The organism is Sphingomonas phyllosphaerae, assembly GCF_029623345.1.
GTDB classification, from domain to species: domain Bacteria; phylum Pseudomonadota; class Alphaproteobacteria; order Sphingomonadales; family Sphingomonadaceae; genus Sphingomonas; species Sphingomonas phyllosphaerae_C.
Map to the genome: position 1 here is coordinate 16115 of NZ_JAPYKH010000004.1, position 19187 is coordinate 35301.

The following is a 19187-nucleotide window of genomic DNA, read 5'->3' on the forward strand; positions in this document are numbered from 1 at the left end:
CCAAGGCGCCCCCCATGCACCCCTCCGCCGCGCTCGACCGCATCAACCCCTCGCCGACGCTGGCGATCACCAGCCGCGTGCTGGAGCTGAAGCGCGCCGGGGTCGACGTGATCGGGTTGGGCGCGGGCGAGCCCGACTTCGACACGCCCGATTTCGTCAAGGAAGCCGCAATCGCGGCGATCCGCGCGGGCAAGACGAAATACACCAACGTCGACGGCACGCCCGAGCTGAAGGAGGCGATCGTCGCCAAGTTCAAGCGCGACAACTCCCTCGACTACACGCCCGCGCAGATCAGCGTGAACGTCGGCGGCAAGCATACGCTGTTCAACGCTTTGGTGGCGACGCTCGATGCCGGCGACGAGGTGATCGTGCCCGCGCCCTATTGGGTGAGCTACCCCGACGTGGTGCAGTTCGCCGGCGCCACCCCGGTGATCGTCGCGGCGGGCGGCGATGTCGGCTATAAGCTCACCCCCGCGATGCTTGAGGCGGCGATCACGCCGCGCACCAAATGGGTGATCCTCAATTCGCCGTCCAATCCGACCGGCGCCGCCTATACCGTCGACGAGCTCCGCGAGCTGGGCGCGGTGTTCGAGCGCCACCCGCACGTGTGGATCTTCGCCGACGATATGTACGAGCATATCATTTACGACGATTTCCGCTTCGCCACGATCGCCGAGGTCTGCCCGTCGCTGTATGAGCGGACCTTGACCGTGAACGGCTGCTCCAAGGCCTATGCGATGACCGGCTGGCGGATCGGCTTCGCCGGCGGGGCGCCGTGGCTGATCAAGGCGATGAGCAAGCTGCAGTCGCAGTCGACCAGCAATCCCTGCTCGATCGCGCAGGCCGCCGCGGTCGCGGCGCTGACCGGCGACCAGTCCTTCCTGAAGGAGCGCGCCGCCGCCTTCCAGAAGCGCCGCGACCTCGTCGTCGGCATGCTCAACCAGGCCGACGGCATCACCTGCCCCACGCCCGAGGGCGCCTTCTACGTCTACCCCGACGTCAGCGGCGTGATCGGCAAGGCGACGCCGGCAGGACGCAAGATCGAGACCGACAGCGACTTCGTCGGCTATCTGCTCGACGACGCCAAGGTGGCGGCGGTGCAAGGCGTCGCGTTCGGCGTCTCGCCGGCGATGCGGATCAGCTACGCCACTTCGGAGGCGCTGCTGACCGAGGCGTGCCACCGCATCCAGCAGGCCTGCGCCGCACTGCGCTGAGTCGCCTGACGGTTACGAACGGAAACGATTCTGTTCGAACGTTGACATACCGGCGCGGAAACGCCGCGCCTATATGGGCGCCAGATGAACGGCTCGATCGGAGTCCGTTCATCGTCCGATCCGTATTCCTCCAGCCATGGGGCGCCCGCGGCGCTCGTCGAACCGGAGCGGTCGCGCGAGCGGCCGAAGAGAAGAGAGTAACGCCATGAACCGCTTCATCAAGTCCAGCTTCGCGCGCCAGTTCGCCGGCGGCTTTCTGATCGGCGCGGCGGCCATGCTCGGGATCCACGCCAGCCAGGCCGAGACGCCTACTCACGCCTACGCCGCGACCCACGTCGCGCGCTGACCGCCGGTGTGTCGCCCGCGACCGGCATGGGCGATGAAACGCGCTGATCCATGTTGCCGGCGCGCCGTTCGCTCCCCATCTTCAGCGGCATGACCAAGCTCCTTCCGAACCGTCTCGCCGCGCTCGCGCTCGGCGCCCTCTCGCTGGCGAGCTGCGGCGCGGCGGAGGCGGAGCGCGCGGTGCCGATCCCCGCCGCCGCGCGCGACGTCGCGCCGGCGCCGGGGCTGCAGACCGCGGTGCTCGCGGGCGGCTGCTTCTGGGGCATGGAGGCGGTGTTCCAGCAGGTCCGCGGCGTGCGCGACGTCACCGCCGGCTATGCCGGCGGCACCGCCGCGACCGCCAACTACCGCGACGTCAGCAGCGAGACGACGCGCCACGCCGAGGCGATCCGGGTTCGCTATGACCCGCGCGTGGTGAGTTACGCGACGCTGCTGCGCGTCTATTTCTCGGTGGCGCACGACCCGACGCAGGTGAACCGCCAGACTCCCGATGTCGGCACCAGTTACCGCTCCGCGATCTTCGCGCAGACGCCCGAGCAGCGCTCGGTGGCGAGCGCCTATATCGCGCAGCTCGGTGCCGCGCATGCCTTCCAGCGCCCGATCGCGACCAAATTGGAGAGCGGCGCCTTCTACCCGGCCGAGGCGGAGCACCAGGACTTTTTCCAGCGCAACCCGTACCATCCCTATATCATGCGCTGGGACAAGCCCAAGGTGGCTGCCTTCCGCGCCGGCTTCCCGCGTCTGGCGAGCTGAGCCGGCGCGGAACGCGCTACAGGCGCGTTCCCACCACGGCGCAGGCAAGGAACATCAGCAGCCCGGCGAAGCGATTGCTGCGGAAGCGCGCGAGTGCACCGACGCCGTCGTCCGGCACCAGCGTCCGCGCCTGCCAGCCGAGATGGAGCGCCATCGGCGCCAATGCGGCGAGCACCAGCGCGTCGGCGCGGACCTGCCAGAACGCCACCGCCCATAAGGCCAGCGCGAGCGCGTAGCAGAGCGCGACTCCGGCGCGGACGTGCCGCCCCATCGCCAGCGCCGACGAGCCGATCCCGATCAGTGCGTCGTCCTCGCGGTCTTGCAGCGCATAGACCGTGTCATAGCCCACCACCCAGCAGATCGCGCCGGCGTAGAGCAGCAGGCCGGGCGCGGTGAGCGCGCCCCATACCTCGCTCCAGCCGACCAGCGCCGCCCAGGAGAAGACCAGCCCGAGCCACACCTGCGGCCACCAGGTGATCCGCTTCATGAAGGGATAGGCCGCGACCGGCGCGAGCGCGGCGAGCGACACGATCGCGGCGTAGAGGTGGAGCTGGAGCAGCACCACCAGGCCGATCAGGCACAGCGCCACCAGCCACGCCCAGGCGGCGCCGAGCGACACCTGCCCGCTGGCGAGCGGGCGGTGGCGCGTGCGCGCGACGCTGGCGTCGAGCTCGCGGTCGACGATATCATTGTAGACGCAGCCGGCGCCGCGCATCGCGACGCTGCCGAGCAGCAGCCACAGCAGCAGCGGCCAGCGCTCCGCCGCGCCGCCGGCGAGCGCCACCGCCCAGGCGCCAGGCCAGAACAGCAGCCACCAGCCGATCGGCCGATCCAGCCGGGCGAGCAGCGCGAGCGCGCGCGGGAGCGGTGGGAGCGCGGCGACGAGGCCGCGGTGCTGGCTGTCAGGGACGATCTCGGTCACGCGCGTCGCTCTACCGCGTCCTGCCCCGCGACCAAAGCCGCGGTTGCGGTGCGACGGCACCGCCGCCATGGTCACGCGTCAACCGTCTCCGCGGGAGAGGATAAACATGGTCGCCCGGCCGGCATGACGTTGCTCGCCATCTCCTTCGTCATCGTACTGCTGATCCTGTTGGTGGCGCTCGCCAAGGCGCCGCCGCTGGTCGCCTTCGTCATCGCCGCGCTGCTGGGCGGCGTGCTGCTCGGCGTGCCGCTCGAGACCATCCCCAAGGCGATCGAGAAGGGCATCGGCGACACGATTGGCCCGCTCGTCGTGATCGTCGTGCTCGGCGCGATGGCAGGCAAGCTGATCGCCGACAGCGGCGCGGCGCGGCGGATCGCTGACGCGCTGATCGCACTGTTCGGCCCGTCGCGGCTGCCATTGGCGATGGCGGCCACCGGCTTTCTGGTCGGCATCCCGCTCTTCTACAATGTCGGCTTCGTGTTGATGGTGCCGCTGATCTTCTCGATCACCGCACGGGCCAAGCTGCCGCCGGTGCATGTCGGCATGCCGCTGCTCGCGGGCCTGTCGATCGCGCACGGCTTCCTGCCGCCGCACCCCTCGCCGACCGCGCTGGTGACCCAGCTCCACGCCGACCTGGGACAGACACTGATCTACGGCCTGATCGTCGGCGTGCCGACATTGCTGATCGCCGGCCCGCTGTTCGCGATGACGCTGAAGCATATCCAGTCGCCGCCCTCGGCGCTGTTCGGCAGCGACGATGCCGCCGACCGCCGGCTGCCCGGCACCGCGGTGAGCTTCCTGTGCGCGCTGCTGCCGGTCGGGCTGATCGCGGGCACCACCGCGCTGGGTTATCTCGCGCTGTCGCCCGAGCTCGCCGCGGCGGTGCGCTTCGTCGGCAACCCGACCGTGGTGCTGCTGGTGGCGATCGCGATCGCGATGCTCGCGCTGGGGGCGGGCAGCGGCCTGCCGTTGCCGCGCATGATGGAGAGCTTCGCCGGCGCGACGCGCGATATTGCGCCGATCCTGCTGATCATCGCCGGCGCGGGCGCGCTCAAGCAGGTGCTGGTGGAGAGCGGCGCAGATCGCGTGCTCGCCGCCGAGCTGGCGACGCTGCCGATCCCGCCGCTGGTGCTGGGCTGGCTGCTCGCCTGTGTGATCCGGATCGCGCTCGGCTCGGCAACGGTGGCGGGGCTGACCGCCGGCGGACTGGTCGCGCCCCTGCTCGCCACCAGCGGGGCCAACCCCAACCTGATGGTGCTCGCGATCGGCGCGGGCAGCCTGATGTGCAGCCACGTCAATGATTCGGGCTTCTGGATGTTCAAGGAATATTTCGGGCTGAGCCTGCGCGACACGTTCCGTTCCTGGTCGCTGATGGAGACGCTGGTCGGTACCTTCGGGCTGGTGTTCGTGCTGCTGCTCGACGCTTTGGTGTAGCCAGGGACCGACCTGCTCCTGGCGACGCGCTCCGGCGCGTGCTCTTCAACGTCCGTCACACGCTGTCACGCGATCGTCGTCACTCCGATGCAACGGGGGCCGGCGCCGCGCGGCTATAATGGTAGCCGCGGCTGGTGACGGAGACGGGCATGACAGAACAGATCACGCGCTGGACACGATCGTTGGCACCGCTCGCGCTCCTGCTCGCCGCGCCGCTCGACGCCGCGTCGCGCAGCGCGGTGCGGCCGCACGAGCTCCGCATCGAGCGCGTGGTCGCGCTAGTGCGCCACGGCGTGCGCGCGCCGATCCCGGGCGAAGTGCCCGAGGGCACGCGCACCGACGCGGCGTGGCCGCGCTGGCCGGTCGCGCCCGAGCGGCTCACCCCGCACGGCGCGCGCGCGCTGCGGATCGAGGGCGCGCTGGCGCGACGCTGGCTCGACTCGCTCGGCCTCACCGCGCGCGGGCGCTGCCCCGCGGCCGGGCAGCTCAGCGTCTGGACCAACACCGCGGAGCGGACGATCGCCAGCGGCGCCGCGCTGCTGGCGGGGCTCGCGCCCGGCTGTGCCGTGCCGGCCGGGCATCGCGGCGCGGGCGAGGTCGACCCCTTGTTCGAGCCGCTCCGCACCGGCGCCGCGCCGTTCGACGCGCGCGCCGCGATCGAGTCGATCCAGGCCTATACCGGCGGGGTCGAGCGCATGGCGGATCGCTACCGCCCGCAGCTCGCCGAGCTCGACCGCGCGCTCGGCTGCGGCGATCCGGCGGGCTGCGGCCCAGCCACACCCGCGGCGCTGCGCCCCAGCGCCGACGGTCGCGCGATCGAGCTGAGCGGCCCGATCCGCGACCAGTCGGGCACCGCGCAGGTACTGCTGCTGCAATATGCCGAGGGGCTGACCGCGCACACGCCGTGGGCGCGGATCGACGCCGCCGCGCTGCGCCGACTCGGGGCGCTCCACGCCGCGCTGTTCGACGTCTTCTCGCGGCCGCCTTACATGGCGGCGCGCCAGGCGGGGCCGCTCGCACGCCGCATCGAGGAGCGGCTCACCGCGCGCGACGCCCCCGCGATCGAGCTGCTGGTCGGGCATGACACCAACGTCGCCGCGCTCGCCGCGGTGCTGAGGGTGACGCTGACCGCGCCGGGCTATGCCGCGGGCGACGTCGCGCCCGGCGGTGCGCTGGTGCTCGAGCTGCTGCGCGGCCGCGCCGGAGCGCGCTTCGTCCGTGCGACCTATCGCACCCAGTCGCCGACCCAGCTGCGTCGGCTCGCGCGCGGCGGTTCGGTGACCAGGCTGGCGATCCCCGGCTGCGCCGGCGGCCCGGAGCGGAGCTGCCCGCTCGGCGAGTTCGTGCGGCTGCTGCGCGCGCGCACCGCGAGCTGAGTGCGGCTTGCACCCCCGCGTTGGCTCGCCGACAAGGGGGCATGATCCGCTTCCTCCTCGCCCTGCTCGGGCTCGCCGCGTCGCCCGCGCTCGCCCAGCAGCAGGGTCAGCGCCCGCCGATCACCGCCGCGGCGCCGCAGCCCGGCGCGGCCCGCACCTGGCCGACGCGCGAGGCCGACGCCGAGCTGCGCGACGTCACCTTCGCCGCGGGTGGGACGATGGCACGGGTGCGGCTTCATTACACGACGCTCGGCACCCCGCATCGCGACGGGCGCGGCGAGATCGACAATGCGGTCATGGTGCTCCACGGCACCGGCGGCACCGGCAAGCAGTTCCTCCAGCCGCAGTTCGCCGACCAGCTCTACGGCCCGGGCCAGCCGCTCGACATCACGCGCTTCTACGTCATCCTGCCCGACAATATCGGGCACGGCGGCTCGTCCAAGCCGTCCGACGGCATGGGCCCCGACTTCCCGCGCTACGACTATGACGACATGGTCGCGCTGCAGCACCGGCTGGTGACCGAGACGCTCGGCATCAAGCGGCTGCGGCTGCTGATGGGCACGTCGATGGGGTGCATGCACGCGCTGCTGTGGGGCGAACGCTGGCCCGATGCCGCGCGCGCGCTGATGCCGCTCGGCTGCGAGGCCGTCCCGATCGCCGGGCTCAACCGGATGTGGCGCCAGCTCGCGATCGAGTCGATCACCGCCGACCCGGCCTACGCGGGCGGCCGCTATCGCGCGCAGCCGCTCGCCGGGCTGCGCGGCGCGGCCGCGCTGCTGTTCGTCGCGGGCGGCGCGCCGATCTACCTGCAGGACGCCTATCCGGCGCGCGACGCCGCGGCCGATTACGCGCGCCAGCGCGTCGCTTCCTCGCTCAAAGGGCTCGACGCCAACGACCTGATCTGGGCGCTCGATTCGTCGCGCAGCTACGATCCCTGGCCGCGGCTGGAGGCGATCACCGCGCCGGTGACCTGGATCAACTCGGCGGACGATTTCATCAATCCGCGCGCGCTTGACTATCCTACCCAGGCGGTGAAGCGGATGCACGATGCGCGCTTCCGGCTGATCCCGGAGAGCGTCGATACGCGCGGCCACGGCAGCCACACCTGGGCGCGGCTGTGGAAGGACGACCTCATCGAACTGCTTGCGCGCTCTGCCCCGCGCTGATCGGCTTGCACGCGCGGCCCGCCCGACCTAGCGCCGAGCGCATGCGTCCCCTGCTCCCGCTCGTCGCGCTCGCCGCGCTGCTCTCCCCGCCCGTCGCGGCGCAGCGCGCCGACCGCGCTACGCCCGGCTGGGTGCGGGTCCGGCTCGAGACCGCGGACGGCCCGATCGTGCTCGCGCTCGACGCCCGTCACGCGCCGGTGACAACCGCCAATTTCATGCGCTACGTCGATGACGGCCGGTTTGACGGCGTCAGCTTCTATCGCACCGCGCGTAACAAGCGCGACCCGCGCTACGGCTTCATCCAGTCGGGCATCCGCACCGACGCGCGGCGCTTCCTCGACACGATCCCGCACGAGTCGACCAAGCAGACCGGGATCAAGCATCTCGACATGACGATCTCGATGGCACGCCTTGGCCCCCCCGGCGCGGCCAACGGCAATTGGTTCATCACCGTCGGCGCGATCCCGTCGATGGACTGGAGCCCGACCAACCCGGGCTATGCCGCCTTCGGTCGAGTCGTCGCGGGGCAGGCGACGGTAAAGCGCATCCTCGCCGAACCCACCGGGGGCGGGATGAAGGGTACGCTGATGCTCCAGCCGGTTCGCGTCGACAAGGCGATCCGGCTCGACGGCACGGCCAAGCCGACCGGCCGCCCGCGCCCCTGGCTGATCGAGCGCCGCCGCGACGGCTGAACTCCTGGCGCTTGCGGCTCGTTAGGATCGCAGCGAAGGAGAATGACATGAGCGAGCAGCCGAACAAGCCGGGCGGTGACTTCCGCGAGGACGGCAAGATCCGCGACGCGGGCGATGAGCAGGCGGTCAAGAACCAGGGCGGCACCACGCCCGAGGCGTATCCGAAGAAAGACGGCGGTCGCGCCACCGGCGAGGACAGCGCGGTCGGTGCTGGCCGCGGGGAGAGCGACGGGCAGTAGCGAGACCGCTACGCTCCCTTGAGCTCCCGCACAGGCGGGAGCCCAGGAGACCTTGGCGGGCCGAGCGACCGGTCTGTTTGGCGTTTGGTCCACCTCGACGTCGGCGTGCTCCGGCGAACGTCGGAGCCCAGCGCGACCAGCATTACCGCTTGCCGCTCTGCGCTCCAACTTGCGCCGGAGCACTCGTCGCGGGCGACGCGGATCTTCCACCAACGTCCCGCGCTTGCCCGGCGTCGTTCGCCTACCCCCGCGGCATAGCCTCGACGAAGGCGCGCACCGTGTCGGCGATCGGCACGGGACGTCCGGTTGGCAGGTGGACGTTGACGCTCACCATCGTGATCACGCTGCACAGCGCGCCGGTGGCCGGGTTGGTCAGCTCGAAGCGCAGCGTCATGCTGGTGGTGCCGAGCTTCTCGACTCGCACATGGGCCTCGACCTCGTCGCCCCAGGTGAAGGGCGCGAGATAGTCGAGCTCGGCACGACGAACGTGGAACTCGCTCTCCTCCCACGCCGCGCCGAGTACCGCGGCGATGCCGCTTGCCCGCCAGAACTCGGTCGCGGCGACGTCGGCATATTCGAGGTAGCGCGAGTTGAAGACGACGCGCTGGCCGTCGATCTCGGCGTAGCGCACGCGGAAGCGGGTGGAGAAGGCGAAGCCGGGACGGGTCATAGGCGGCGCGCTGTGACGACGCGGACGCGTCGGGTCAACCGCGACGGGCCACGCGCCTTATAGCTCGATCACGCGGTCGGGCAGCTCGTTGACGTCGCTCGCGCTCTTGGGCAGCTGCTCGGCCAGAATCGCGCCGATCGCACCCACCGCCGCGACCATGCCCTCGCCCGGCTGCCCCGCGCGCACCGAGTCGACCAGCGCCGCCATCGCCGCGCCCCAGCGCTCGGGCGGCACCGCGGCGTGGACCGCGCGGTCGGCGACGATCTCCGCGGCGTGCTCGTCGGCGGAGAGGTAGAGCAACACCGCCTCGCGCCCCGCGGTACGGCGCTCCGCGGCCAGGCGGAAGTAGAGCAGCGCGCGCCGCCGCACCCGCCGTCGCCGGGTCGCGCGCGGGGTCAGCGCGAGTCGCAGCGGCATCCAGGCGAGCAGCAATCGCGCGAGCAGAAAGGTCGCCGCCTGCGCCACCAGCAGCAGCGCGAGTGCGGGCGCACGCGACTCGCCCCAGCCGTTGCCGGGCGCGAGCGACGCCGGCCACAGCGCCGCCACCGCGGGCACCGCCAGCGTGGCGAGCAGCGCATAATGGAGCGCGACATCGTGATAGGCGTCGGAGCGCTCGCTCACCACGGTGACGATCTCGCCGTCGGTGGCGCGCTCGGCCGTAGTGACCGCCCGGGTCACCGCGGCGCGTTCCGCGGGAGTGAGCACCAGTCGCGCCATCACCAGCTGCCGCTCGCGCCGCCACCGCCGAACGAGCCGCCCCCGCCGGAGAAGCCCCCACCGGAGAAGCCGCCTCCTGACGAGCCGCCGCCCCAGCCCGATCCGCCACCGCCCCAGATCACCACCGGCGCGAACCCGCCGCGATAGCGCCGGCCGCCGGCGGAACGGCGCAGCAGCGGCAGCAGCACGAAGACGAGCACGACCGCGATCCAGAAGGCCGCGACCGTCCACTCGCCGCCCTCATCCTGCGCTGGTGCCGGCTTGGCGCTGGCCTGCGCGGCGCGGCGCTCGGCAGCTTCGAGCGGCAGCTTGAGCTGCTCGGCGAGCTGCTGCGCGCCCGCGACGATGCCGCCCGCCATGTCGCCGTCGCGGAAGCGCGGCAGGATGGTCTGGTTGACGACGATGCTGGCGTAGGCGTCGGTGACGATCGGCTCAAGCCCGTAGCCGACCTCGACCCGCACCTTGCGCTCGCTCGGCGCCACCAGCAGGATCACGCCGTTGTTCGCGCCTTTCTGGCCGATGCCCCAAGCGCGCCCGAGCCGATAGCCATAGTCCTCGATCGTATAGCCTTGCAGGCTCGGCACGGTGGCGACGACGAGCTGGCGCGACGACGCCTGCTCGACTGCGGCGGAGAGCTGGTCGAGCTGGGTGACCTGGTCGGCGTCGAGCAGCTTGGCGGCGTCGACGACGCGGCCGGTCAGCGGCGGGAACTGTTGTGCGCTCGCGGTCGTCGCGGCAAGCAGCCACAGCGCCGCGACCAGAAGCGCGCACCAGCGCTCCACCATCGCGGACGTTTGGTCCGCCATGCCGAAAGCGCGGGCGTGCTCCTGCGCACGCGGGAACCCATGGTCCCGAACGCCGATCCCGCGGCTCGGGGCTCCGGCGTTCGCCGGAGCACGCTTCCGCTTCGATGAGTCGGACCTCGATCCGCGCGCGAGCATCGTCGCGGCTCAGCTGCCGAAGTTGACCGTCGGCGCCTGCTCGGCCCCGGGGCTCGTCGCCTGGAAGGGGACGAGCGGCTTGGCGCCGTAGAAGATCTTGGCGCCGACCGCGTCGGGGAAGGTGCGGATGCGGGTGTTGTAGTCCTGCACCGCCTGGTTGTAGTCGCGGCGCGCGATGGTGATACGGTTCTCGGTCCCCTCCAGCTGCGACTGGAGCGAGAGGAAGTTCTGGTTCGACTTGAGGTCGGGATAGGCCTCCTGCAACCGCTGCAGCGACAGCGTCACCGCGTTCTGCGCGGCGGCGTAGCGCTGCACCGCGGCCGGGTCGCTGAGCTGGTCGCCGCTCACCTGGATGCGATTGGCCGAGGCGCGCGCCTCGGTGACGCGGGTGAGCACGTCCGACTCCTGCTTGGCATAGCCTTTCACCGTCGCGACGAGGTTGGGGATCAGGTCGGCGCGGCGCTGATATTCGTTCTGCACGTCGGCCCAGCGCGCCTTGGCATTCTCCTCGGCGGTAGGGACGCTGTTCACCCCGCAGGCGGCGAGCGGCAAAGCCATCACGAGCGCGGCGGTGCGGCGGTGCATCATCTCGAAATCCCCTCTTTCCCGCGAACTATACGCCGGCGCCAACGCGGGCGTAGCGGTAAAAGTTACCAGGGGAGTAACGATCTTCTTGCGGTGGTCAGCCGCTGGCGGCCGGCGCGGAGGTGGACGGGGGCACGGACGAAGGCACCTGCCAGCGTGCGCGCTCCTCGAGCAGGCGCGTCACCGCGGCCATGTTCGCGCTGCCCCACTCGCACAACGGCGCCAGCGCGGCGGCGAGGCCGTGGCCGAGCGGCGTCAGCGTGTAATCCACGCGTGGCGGCACCTCGTGATAGTCGCGGCGGGTGACGATGCCGTCGACCTCAAGCTCCTTGAGCTGCTGGATCAACACCTTGTCGCTGACGCCCCGGACCGCGCGCTTGAGCGCGCCGTAGCGGTTCGGCCCCGACACGAGAAAGTAGATGATCAGCGGCTTCCACTTGCCCGCGATCACGCGGAGCGTGGCGTCGAGTCCGCAGCTGAAGCCCGGCGAAGGAAGGTCGGTGGCATTCGTCATAATTAAGGTACTTACCAAAAGGTGCATACTTGCCGACAGGTAGGCACGCCATCAGCTCTGCGCCAGTTCGAAGAACGGAGCAGACGACCATGAAGAGACTGAAAGGCAAGACCGCGGTGGTGACCGGCGGCGGGACGGGCATCGGCTTCGCGACCGCCAAGCGCTTCATCGACGAGGGCGCGTTCGTCTACGTCACCGGGCGCCGGCGGGAACCGCTCGACCGCGCGGTGGAAGCTCTCGGCGGCAACGTGCGCGCGGTGCAGGGATCGGTGTCCGACCTCGCCGACCTCGCGCGGCTGTTCGATCAGGTGAAAACCGAGCGCGGTACGCTCGACGTGCTGTTCGCCAACGCCGGCCACGGCGACCTCGTGCCGCTCGGCAAGATCACCGAGGAACAGTATCAGCGTACCTTCGACATCAACGTGAAGGGCGTGCTGTTCACGGTGCAGGCGGCGCTGCCGCTGATGCGCGTGGGCGGCTCGATCATCCTCACCGGCTCGACCACCGGCTCGATGGGCACCCCCGCGTTCAGCGTCTACAGCGCGACCAAGGCGGCGGTGCGCAACTTCGCGCGCAGCTGGGCGCAGGACCTGCGCGGCACCGGCATCCGCGTCAACGTGCTCTCGCCCGGACCGACGCTGACCGAATTGGCGCAGGAAGTGGTCGGCCGCGACGCGATGCTTGATTTGGGTGCGGGCACCCCGATCGGCCGCGTCGGGCAGCCCGACGAAATCGCCGCGGTGGCAGCCTTCCTCGCCTCGTCGGACAGCAGCTTCATGACCGGCAGCGAAGTCTTCGCCGACGGCGGCCTAGCGCAGATCTGAGCGCCCCGCGGCGACTCACTGGACCGCGCCGCAGAACAGCGGCAACCTCGGCAAATGGAACCTGATTCCCGCCGAGGTGCACCCATGGTCGAGCGCGCGCGCAGCGTCGCCGCGGGCTTCGCCGACGTCGGCCTCACCCAGGCCGAGGAGCTGCTGCGGCGCGTCTCGCCCGAGGGACGCGCGCAGGCGCGGCGCGAGCGCGAGGCGCGCGCGCGGCGTCATCGCCGGCTGCTCGCGCGGCTCGTGCTCGCGGCGGCGGCGTCGCTGCTGGTCTGGGCGCTGCTCGCGCTCGCGGTCGCGCCGGCGGTCGCGCTCGCCGTCGCCGCGGCGCTGATGCTGCTGCTGACGACGCTGGTGCTGCTCCGCGCGGCTCCCAGTGCGCCGGGGCGTGAGGCGCTCGCCGGCGCGGCGCTGCCCGATCTCGCCGCCGAGGCGGCGCTGTGGCTCGCCGCACAGCGCCGCGGGTTGCCGCCGCCCGCGCTGCGGCTGAGCGAGACGATGACGCAGCGGCTCGAGACGCTCGCGCCGCGGCTCGCGCAGCTCGACCCGCGCAGCCCCGCGGCGGCGCAGGTCCGCGCGCTGATCGCGGTCGAGCTGCCCGAGCTGGTCGACGGCTGGCGCGCGGTACCGATCTCGCTGCGCGGCAGCGCACGCGACGGTGCGCCCGCGCCGGATTTGCTGCTCGAAAATGGGCTGCGGCTGCTCGACGGCGAGCTCGCCCGGGTCGATTCGCAGCTCGGCCGCGGCGCGCTCGACGGAATCGCGGTGCAGGGCCGTTACCTCGAGCTGAAGTACGACGCCGACGGCGACTTGCGCTGAGCTCGCCCCCCGCCCCCCTCACCGACCCGTCAGCAGCACCACGGGCACGCGCAGCACGGTGCGCAGATCGGTCGCATCCTCGGTCGCGCCGACCTCAACCGACCAGTTGAGGCTGGCGCGGTCGGTGACGCGATAGGTCACGCCGAACAGGAAGCGCCCGATCTGAAGGTCGCGCGAGATCGTCTCGCGCTCGCCCGGCCACGCGGCGGTCGGCTCGATCAGCATGGTGCGCGTGCGCGTCCCGAACGCCCAGGTGTGCGCATAACCGAAGTTTACCGTGGTGCGCTGGTTTAGCGAGATGCCGATCCCCGCCGAGCCCGAGATCGCATCACCCGGGTCGACATAGGTGATCACCACCGGCGGGATGCGCGTGTTGACGTCGCGCGGCAGGTTGAACGTATAACCGAGCGTGCCGAACAACACGACCGGGTCGCTCGGCAAGATCGCGGTAACGCTCGGCGCGATGCCCCAGAAGCCCGCGCCGGTCGCGGCGCGGGTCGGCCGGCCGAGGTCGTCGCGGCGGATCGCGAAGGGATCGGTGCCGGTCGGGAGCACGCCCTGGAGGTTACCGATGATATAGGGCCGGCCGTTGCCGCCGCTGAGCAGCTGATAGCGCGCGGTCAACTCGATATCGCCGATGCCGGTGCCCTTGACCGAGCTGTCGATCGTCGCCGCCTGATCGTTGTTGGTGCTGCCCGCGATCGGCGCGATGATCGAGGCGTCGGCGCGATGGATAAAAGGCGCGCGCACGCCCAGCTCGAATCGGTCGGTGAGCCCGTAGCGCAGGGCCGCCGAGGCGGTGATGACGTCCTGGCGACTCTCGTTGATGTCGAACACGCCGACCAGCACCGCCTCGACCAGCTCGACGCCGCGGAACACCGCGCGGCTGCGATCGGCGCGCGCGTAATCAACCTGGAACTCGCCGGTGAGCTGACCCTTCCGCGTGACGACGCTGGACTGGCTGTCGAGGACCGCGAGCTGGATCGGCTGCTCGGCGTCCTCGGGCGCCTGGCCGACTCGCTCGAGCGGCGGCTGGAGCACGCCCGCGGGATCGCCGGGGGCACCCGGCGCCGCCCCCTGCGCCGCGGCCACCGCGGGGGCGCGCGGCGGCGCGGCGGCGAGCTGCGGCAGCCGCGCCGACTCGGCGCGCGCGACCGCCTCTGACTGAGCGTCGACGCGGCGGCGCAGCTCGGCGAGTTCCGCCGCCTGCGCATCGAGCCGCGCGCGCTGCGCCTCGATCAGCTGGAGCGCCTGATCGAGCTGGCGCTGCAGCGGCACGCGCCGGCGCGCCGTTTGCGCCTCAGCGGGGGCGGTGATGATCGTCGTGGCGAGCAGCGCGAGCGCGACTCGCCGCATCACTGCGCCCGCATCGCGGTGGCGGCGCCCGCGATCTCGCCGACGCGCAGCAGCGCCGAGCCGGCGAGCAGTTCCGCGCCCGCCGCGCCGAGATCGATCGCGACGCTGGTCTCCGTGTCGATCACGCGGTCGCTCCCCGAATTGGCGATCGCCGTGCCGAAGACGTTGCCGGCGAGATGAGTCACCGTGAGATCGCTGCCACTCAGTTCCACCGTCCGTGTGCCCCCCTGCTGCCCCTGTGTGATCACGCCATGGTCGGTCATACCCCCCACGACCGCTTCGAGTCCCGCGGGCCACGCCGCCGCTCCCGCCGCGGCGACGCCGATCCCCGATGCGCTCGTGCCGGGCGTCACCTGAAAGCCGCTACGCGTGTCGTACGTGACGCTCGGTGCCCGCGAACCGGCGCTGCCGGCGCCCACGGCAGGCGCGGCGGCGACGGTCTCGCCCACGCGCGGTGCGTAGACCGTCAGCGTCGGGGCGCCCTGACTCGCCTGGAAGACGGTGCGCAGCACGACCGCGCCGTCGACCGCGGTCTGCGTCTGCACCGTCAGCGCGACGTCGATCCCGCCGGGCAGCATGAAGCCGCCGCGCTCCTGCGCCAGCGTCGCATCGGGGACCGGCGCGAGCGCGCCGAACAGCGCCTGGCCCAGCCCGAGCAGCATCAGCGCCGCGCCGCTCACGATATGTCTCCGTAGGACGGTGCGGTGATCGACAGCGCCTGCTGGCTGACCGGATCGGAGAAGCGGCCGCCGATCGGCGCGCGCGCATAGGCGAGCCACTGCGCCTCGCGGTTGAACCGTGTCTTGGCGAGCGGCTGGTCGTCGGCCAGCACGAAATAGATGCCGTTCCACGCCTGCTCGAAGGCGGCGCGCGACATGACGGTGACGCCGCTCGAGGGGTCGCCGAGCATCACCTCGCGCGCGCTCACGCCCTTCACCACGACGAAATGGCGATAGTCCCGGATCGCGATCAGTGCGATGCCGGGCACGCCGGTCTGGCGCACCTTGTCGAGCGTCACCTTGTACCCGTCGGCGCGCAGCCCGCGGCTGGCGAGCCAGCGCTTCATGTCGAGCAGCGAGAAACCGAGCCGGCGAATCTGCTGCTGGTCGCCGCGCAGCCACATGCCGCGGAAGGCGAGATCCTCGCGGACGTCGAGATCGTAATGGTAGCGCAGCAACGTCGCGAGCGCGGCCGAGCCACAGCTGAAGTCGTAGCGCTGGCGCACGATGCCGTCGAAGCGCCGCTCCGCCATGGAGCGGACCGGCACGCGATAGTCGCCGACCGGCCCCGCGCCCGCGCCACCGACGAAGCGTGAACCGGGCGCTACGTCACCCGCGCACGCCGCCGCGCCGAGCGCGAGCAGCACGACCGCGACGGGCCGGTAGACGGGCGCAACGCAGATCATGGAGCCGGCGAGAGCGCGATCGTGACGTTCATGGCGGCGTTGATCGCGACATTGTTGCCGGTGTTCACGCTCAGCACCGACAGGCCGGACATGTTCTGGAAGGCCTGGCCGTCGATCGTGGCGTCGCCGGTGCGGACATTGTCGCCGACGCTGTTGTGCGCGACGCCGGCGTTCTGCTCGGCCAGCGCCGACTGACGGGTGTCCTCGCGGCCGGCGATCCGCGCCAGCGCGTCCTCGTCCAGCGCCGCGGTGGCGAAGGGCGTCGCGGCGGTCTGTGCCGCGGCGGGCGCGCCGACGAGGAGCAGCGGCGATGCCCAGAGGCAAAAGGTAATGAGGCGGGGCATCGGCACGCTCCTCGTTGGTCGAAGGTGGGCCGGCGACGGGGGGCACCGCCGCCGGCCCGGGGGCATCAGAAGGTGACGTCGCCGGTCGACACCGCGACCGACACGCTCGCGTTCTGCGAGGCACCGACGCCGGTGTTCTGGTTGAGCGCCTGCATGCCGGCGTAGTTCTGGAAGGCGCCGCCGCTGTTGCTCAGCTGGTTGGCCGCGCCGGGGGTGCCGCCTTCGCCGCCACCGCCGAAGCTCACCGACACGCCGGTGACGTAGCTCGACAGCGTCGAGCTGGCGACGATGGCATTATCGCCGAACACGTTGGCGTTGGACGCCGAGGCGGTCGCCGAGGTGCCGACCAGCGAGATCGAGTGATCCGAGCTGTCGTTGTTGCTGTTGGCGACTGAATTGTCGGTCGAGTTGTCCGAGCTGTCGTTGTTGCTGTTGTTGACCGAATTATCAGAATTATCGGTCGTCGAGCTGTTCGAGTTGTCATTGGTCGAGTTGTTCGAATTGTCGGTCGTCGAATTGTCCGACGCGTCGGTCGTTGTCGTGGTCGAACTGTCGTTGTTGCTGTTGTTGGTTGAGCTGTTGGAGTTATCGGTCGTCGAGCTGTTGGAATTGTCGGTGGTGGAGCTGTTCGAGTTGTCCGTCATCGAGCTGTCGGAATTATCCGTCGACGAGTTGTCGGACGCGTCGGTCGTCGTCGTGGTGGTCGTCGAATTGTCGTTGTAGCTATCGGTCGTGTTGGTCGAACTGTTGGAGGAGTCGCTCGACGAGTTGTTGGTATTGTCGGTCGCAGATGCGCTGTTGTTGGCAGCGACGCGGCCAGCCGAAGCGGTGGCGTTGCCGCTGTCGCTGGTGGTCACCGAATTGTCGGTAGTCGAATTGTTCGACGCGTCAGTCGTCGTGGTCGAATTGTTCGAGCTGTCCGAGGTGGAAGAATTATAACTGTCCGCGGTGTTGGTCGAATTGTTCGAGCTGTCCGACGTGGTCACCGCGTTGTTCGAATAGTCGTTCGTGGAGCTGTTCGAGTTATCGGTGGTCGAGCTGTTCGAATTGTCCGCGGTCGAATTGTTCGACCAGTCGTTCGTCGAGTTGTTCGACCAGTCGTTGGTCGAGTTGTTCGAGCTGTCGGTCGACGCGGTGGAGCCGCCCGCGGCGGCGTTCTGCCCCGCGCTCGCGCCGTTGCTGGGGTCGGCGGTCTGCGCCACTGCGGGGGCTGCAATCAGCAGCGCGGCGACGGAGCAGGAGCGGTAGAATGGTGCTTTCATGTCGGCGTTCCTCGCTATCACGTGATCGCCACGCCCCCTGTTGACCGCGCGACGTCGCCGTCGTCGGAGGAGCGGTGCGGCACCGTATCCTCGGTACGCTGCCGGTATGCGGACTCCGCTGGCGCTTCTCTGCCCCGACATAAGTGATTCAATTGCCCTCGTTCGGGGAAAGCCGCCCCCCTCGTTCAGGGGGTGTTCAGACGAAAGACGTGCGGCAGATCGGCGCCACGCGCACCGCGCTCTTCAGCATCAGCCACACCAGCTCGGCCTGTCGGTTGGTGTCGGTCTTGAGGAAGATCTGCTTGAGATATGAGCGCGCGGTCTGCTCGCGCACGTGCATCGCCGCTGCGGCATCGGCCAGGCTCAGCGCGTCCGCCAGCAGGCAGGTGAGCCGGGTCTCGACCGGCGACAGGCCGTAGAGCTTGCACACCGGCTCGATCAGCCGACGCAGCTCCTGCGCCGGATCGAAGACGTAGAGGATCGCGGCGCAGTCCTCGGCGCTGGCGGGCGGTTGGTCGGTGGCGACGATGGCGACCAGCAGCGGCCGCCGGTCGGCGCGACCCAGCGCGATCACCGGCGCGGGGGCACGTGCGCGCGACATGCCACCGCCGACGACATGATCGATCGCGGTCTGCAGCCGCAGCGTGTCGGGCAGACGGCTGCCGCTCAGCAGCGTGCCGCTGCGCCGCAATCCGTCCTGACGCGCCATCAGCGCCTCGGCGACGCCGTTGGCGAGCATCAATTGGCCGCGCGCGTTGATCAGCAGCACGCCGACGTCGCTGTGGTTCACCGCCTCGGCGAACCCGCGCGCCTGTGCCTGCGCGCGCAGGCGCTGTGCCCATAGTGCGAAGAAGGGCTCGAGCAGCGGCTGACGGCGCGCGGCCTCCGCCTCGGCGCGCCGCCGCGCCGTGTCGCTGGCTCGCGCGAACAGCGTGATGATGGTCACCACGCCGTCGCCTGCGGGATAGACGGCGAGCAGCTGCGCGCTGGCCTCGACTGCGCCGCTCTCGGGGCGCCACTCGCGCGCCGCGCGCGCCGGGTGGGCGGCCTGCTCGGCGACGAGCCGATCGATCCGCTCGCGCGTGAGCCCCGCGCCGCCGGCGTAGAGCGCCACCGGGGCGCCGGCGGGGGGCTGCCAGGTGATCAGCAGCGCGTCGGCGTCAAGCGCCTGGGCATGGTCGCGCGCGAGGGCGACGAGCGGGTCGTCGACCTCCACCGACGCGACCGCGTTCGAGACGCGATCGGGCGGCAGCGCGCTGGCGGGCCGCGCCTCGCTCTGGCCCTGCCCCACCATCGCGACGACGGCCGAGCCGTGCAGCACGCTGACCATAGCTCTCTCCTGTTATCCAACCGGTCGTGCCGGTCGCCCCGCGTTCGATGCGGTGGTTGTGATAGGTCTCTCGTTCTTCGCGTCGTCACCGTAGCTTAGCTGACAAGCCCGGTGAGCATGCGGGATTGCCGCGGACCGACAAGCGACCAAGCGCGCACTGCCTTCCCGAAAAGGGACGCGCTCCTGCCGCTCGCTCGGCCCGTCGGATGATGCCGCGCAGTCTCCGAAGAATGAAGCACAATCAACGCCTTGTTCGTTTTGCGAACGGGTCTGCGGCGG

Annotated in this window: 22 protein-coding genes; 10 read left to right on the forward strand and 12 right to left on the reverse strand. The window is 70.9% G+C overall.

Annotated features, from left to right (window positions below):
• Positions 1–14 precede the first annotated feature (14 nt).
• From QBJ89_RS05065 to msrA, 3 genes are all read left to right on the forward strand, one after another.
• The gene (locus tag QBJ89_RS05065) at positions 15–1214 is read left to right on the forward strand and encodes a pyridoxal phosphate-dependent aminotransferase (protein WP_277979452.1); all 1200 of its coding nucleotides are present in this window, start codon (positions 15–17) and stop codon (positions 1212–1214) included.
• Positions 1215–1419: 205 nt separating this feature from the next.
• Positions 1420–1560: a hypothetical protein gene (locus QBJ89_RS05070; protein ID WP_277979453.1), complete on the forward strand. Its 141-nt coding sequence runs from the start codon at positions 1420–1422 to the stop codon at positions 1558–1560.
• Between the two features lie 89 nt (positions 1561–1649).
• Positions 1650–2312, forward strand: a complete 663-nt coding sequence (gene msrA, locus QBJ89_RS05075) for a peptide-methionine (S)-S-oxide reductase MsrA (RefSeq protein WP_277979454.1) — start codon at positions 1650–1652, stop codon at positions 2310–2312.
• Between the two features lie 16 nt (positions 2313–2328).
• On the opposite strand, the gene ubiA is transcribed toward msrA, so the two are convergent.
• Positions 2329–3234, reverse strand: a complete 906-nt coding sequence (ubiA, locus tag QBJ89_RS05080; RefSeq protein ID WP_277979455.1) for a 4-hydroxybenzoate octaprenyltransferase — start codon at positions 3232–3234, stop codon at positions 2329–2331.
• Positions 3235–3357: 123 nt separating this feature from the next.
• Here ubiA and QBJ89_RS05085 point away from each other — a divergent pair, with 123 nt between their 5' ends.
• The 5 genes from QBJ89_RS05085 (at position 3358) to QBJ89_RS05105 (ending at position 8141) form a co-directional block, all read left to right on the forward strand.
• A complete protein-coding gene (locus QBJ89_RS05085) occupies positions 3358–4668 on the forward strand; it encodes a gluconate:H+ symporter (RefSeq protein WP_277979456.1) in 1311 nt (436 codons plus the stop codon).
• Between the two features lie 149 nt (positions 4669–4817).
• Positions 4818–6044, forward strand: coding sequence for a histidine-type phosphatase (locus QBJ89_RS05090; protein ID WP_277979457.1), 1227 nt, complete (start codon positions 4818–4820; stop codon positions 6042–6044).
• A gap of 41 nt (positions 6045–6085) precedes the next feature.
• Positions 6086–7210 (forward strand): alpha/beta fold hydrolase, encoded by a 1125-nt coding sequence (locus QBJ89_RS05095; protein ID WP_277979458.1) that lies wholly within the window; start codon positions 6086–6088, stop codon positions 7208–7210.
• Between the two features lie 41 nt (positions 7211–7251).
• Complete coding sequence (locus QBJ89_RS05100; protein WP_277979459.1) at positions 7252–7902, forward strand: peptidylprolyl isomerase; 651 nt, start codon at positions 7252–7254, stop codon at positions 7900–7902.
• Between the two features lie 47 nt (positions 7903–7949).
• Positions 7950–8141, forward strand: coding sequence for a hypothetical protein (locus QBJ89_RS05105; protein ID WP_277979460.1), 192 nt, complete (start codon positions 7950–7952; stop codon positions 8139–8141).
• 241 nt (positions 8142–8382) lie between these two features.
• Here the strand turns inward: QBJ89_RS05105 and QBJ89_RS05110 are convergent, their stop codons facing one another.
• The 5 genes from QBJ89_RS05110 to QBJ89_RS05130 all read right to left on the reverse strand — a co-directional run bounded on the left by QBJ89_RS05110 (position 8383) and on the right by QBJ89_RS05130 (position 11568).
• Positions 8383–8811 (reverse strand): acyl-CoA thioesterase, encoded by a 429-nt coding sequence (locus QBJ89_RS05110; RefSeq protein ID WP_277979461.1) that lies wholly within the window; start codon positions 8809–8811, stop codon positions 8383–8385.
• A 57-nt stretch (positions 8812–8868) separates the two neighbouring features.
• On the reverse strand, positions 8869–9528 hold the full coding sequence (locus QBJ89_RS05115; RefSeq protein WP_277979462.1) for a TPM domain-containing protein: 660 nt from the start codon (positions 9526–9528) through the stop codon (positions 8869–8871).
• On the reverse strand, positions 9528–10334 hold the full coding sequence (locus QBJ89_RS05120) for a TPM domain-containing protein (RefSeq protein ID WP_277979463.1): 807 nt from the start codon (positions 10332–10334) through the stop codon (positions 9528–9530). The genes QBJ89_RS05115 and QBJ89_RS05120 overlap by 1 nt, the downstream gene beginning before the upstream one ends.
• Before the next feature lie 144 nt (positions 10335–10478).
• A complete protein-coding gene (locus tag QBJ89_RS05125; RefSeq protein ID WP_431522510.1) occupies positions 10479–11057 on the reverse strand; it encodes a LemA family protein in 579 nt (192 codons plus the stop codon).
• Between the two features lie 94 nt (positions 11058–11151).
• On the reverse strand, positions 11152–11568 hold the full coding sequence (locus QBJ89_RS05130) for a winged helix-turn-helix transcriptional regulator (RefSeq protein WP_277979464.1): 417 nt from the start codon (positions 11566–11568) through the stop codon (positions 11152–11154).
• 89 nt (positions 11569–11657) lie between these two features.
• On the opposite strand from QBJ89_RS05130, the gene QBJ89_RS05135 reads away from it, so the two are divergent.
• Positions 11658–12392, forward strand: a complete 735-nt coding sequence (locus QBJ89_RS05135; RefSeq protein ID WP_277979465.1) for an SDR family NAD(P)-dependent oxidoreductase — start codon at positions 11658–11660, stop codon at positions 12390–12392.
• 84 nt (positions 12393–12476) lie between these two features.
• Positions 12477–13211: a hypothetical protein gene (locus QBJ89_RS05140; RefSeq protein ID WP_277979466.1), complete on the forward strand. Its 735-nt coding sequence runs from the start codon at positions 12477–12479 to the stop codon at positions 13209–13211.
• A gap of 18 nt (positions 13212–13229) precedes the next feature.
• On the opposite strand, the gene QBJ89_RS05145 is transcribed toward QBJ89_RS05140, so the two are convergent.
• The 6 genes from QBJ89_RS05145 to QBJ89_RS05170 all read right to left on the reverse strand — a co-directional run bounded on the left by QBJ89_RS05145 (position 13230) and on the right by QBJ89_RS05170 (position 18908).
• Positions 13230–14567 carry a transporter gene (locus QBJ89_RS05145; RefSeq protein WP_277979467.1) on the reverse strand — a complete coding sequence of 446 codons (1338 nt, stop codon included), beginning with the start codon at positions 14565–14567 and terminating at the stop codon, positions 13230–13232.
• Positions 14567–15247, reverse strand: a complete 681-nt coding sequence (locus QBJ89_RS05150) for a hypothetical protein (RefSeq protein ID WP_277979468.1) — start codon at positions 15245–15247, stop codon at positions 14567–14569. The genes QBJ89_RS05145 and QBJ89_RS05150 overlap by 1 nt, the downstream gene beginning before the upstream one ends.
• Positions 15244–15972, reverse strand: a complete 729-nt coding sequence (locus QBJ89_RS05155) for a C39 family peptidase (RefSeq protein ID WP_277979469.1) — start codon at positions 15970–15972, stop codon at positions 15244–15246. The genes QBJ89_RS05150 and QBJ89_RS05155 overlap by 4 nt, the downstream gene beginning before the upstream one ends.
• Positions 15969–16316 carry a hypothetical protein gene (locus tag QBJ89_RS05160; protein WP_277979470.1) on the reverse strand — a complete coding sequence of 116 codons (348 nt, stop codon included), beginning with the start codon at positions 16314–16316 and terminating at the stop codon, positions 15969–15971. The genes QBJ89_RS05155 and QBJ89_RS05160 overlap by 4 nt, the downstream gene beginning before the upstream one ends.
• Positions 16317–16381: 65 nt before the next feature.
• Complete coding sequence (locus tag QBJ89_RS05165; RefSeq protein ID WP_277979471.1) at positions 16382–17578, reverse strand: hypothetical protein; 1197 nt, start codon at positions 17576–17578, stop codon at positions 16382–16384.
• A gap of 196 nt (positions 17579–17774) precedes the next feature.
• The gene (locus QBJ89_RS05170; protein ID WP_277979472.1) at positions 17775–18908 is read right to left on the reverse strand and encodes a hypothetical protein; all 1134 of its coding nucleotides are present in this window, start codon (positions 18906–18908) and stop codon (positions 17775–17777) included.
• Positions 18909–19187 lie beyond the last annotated feature (279 nt).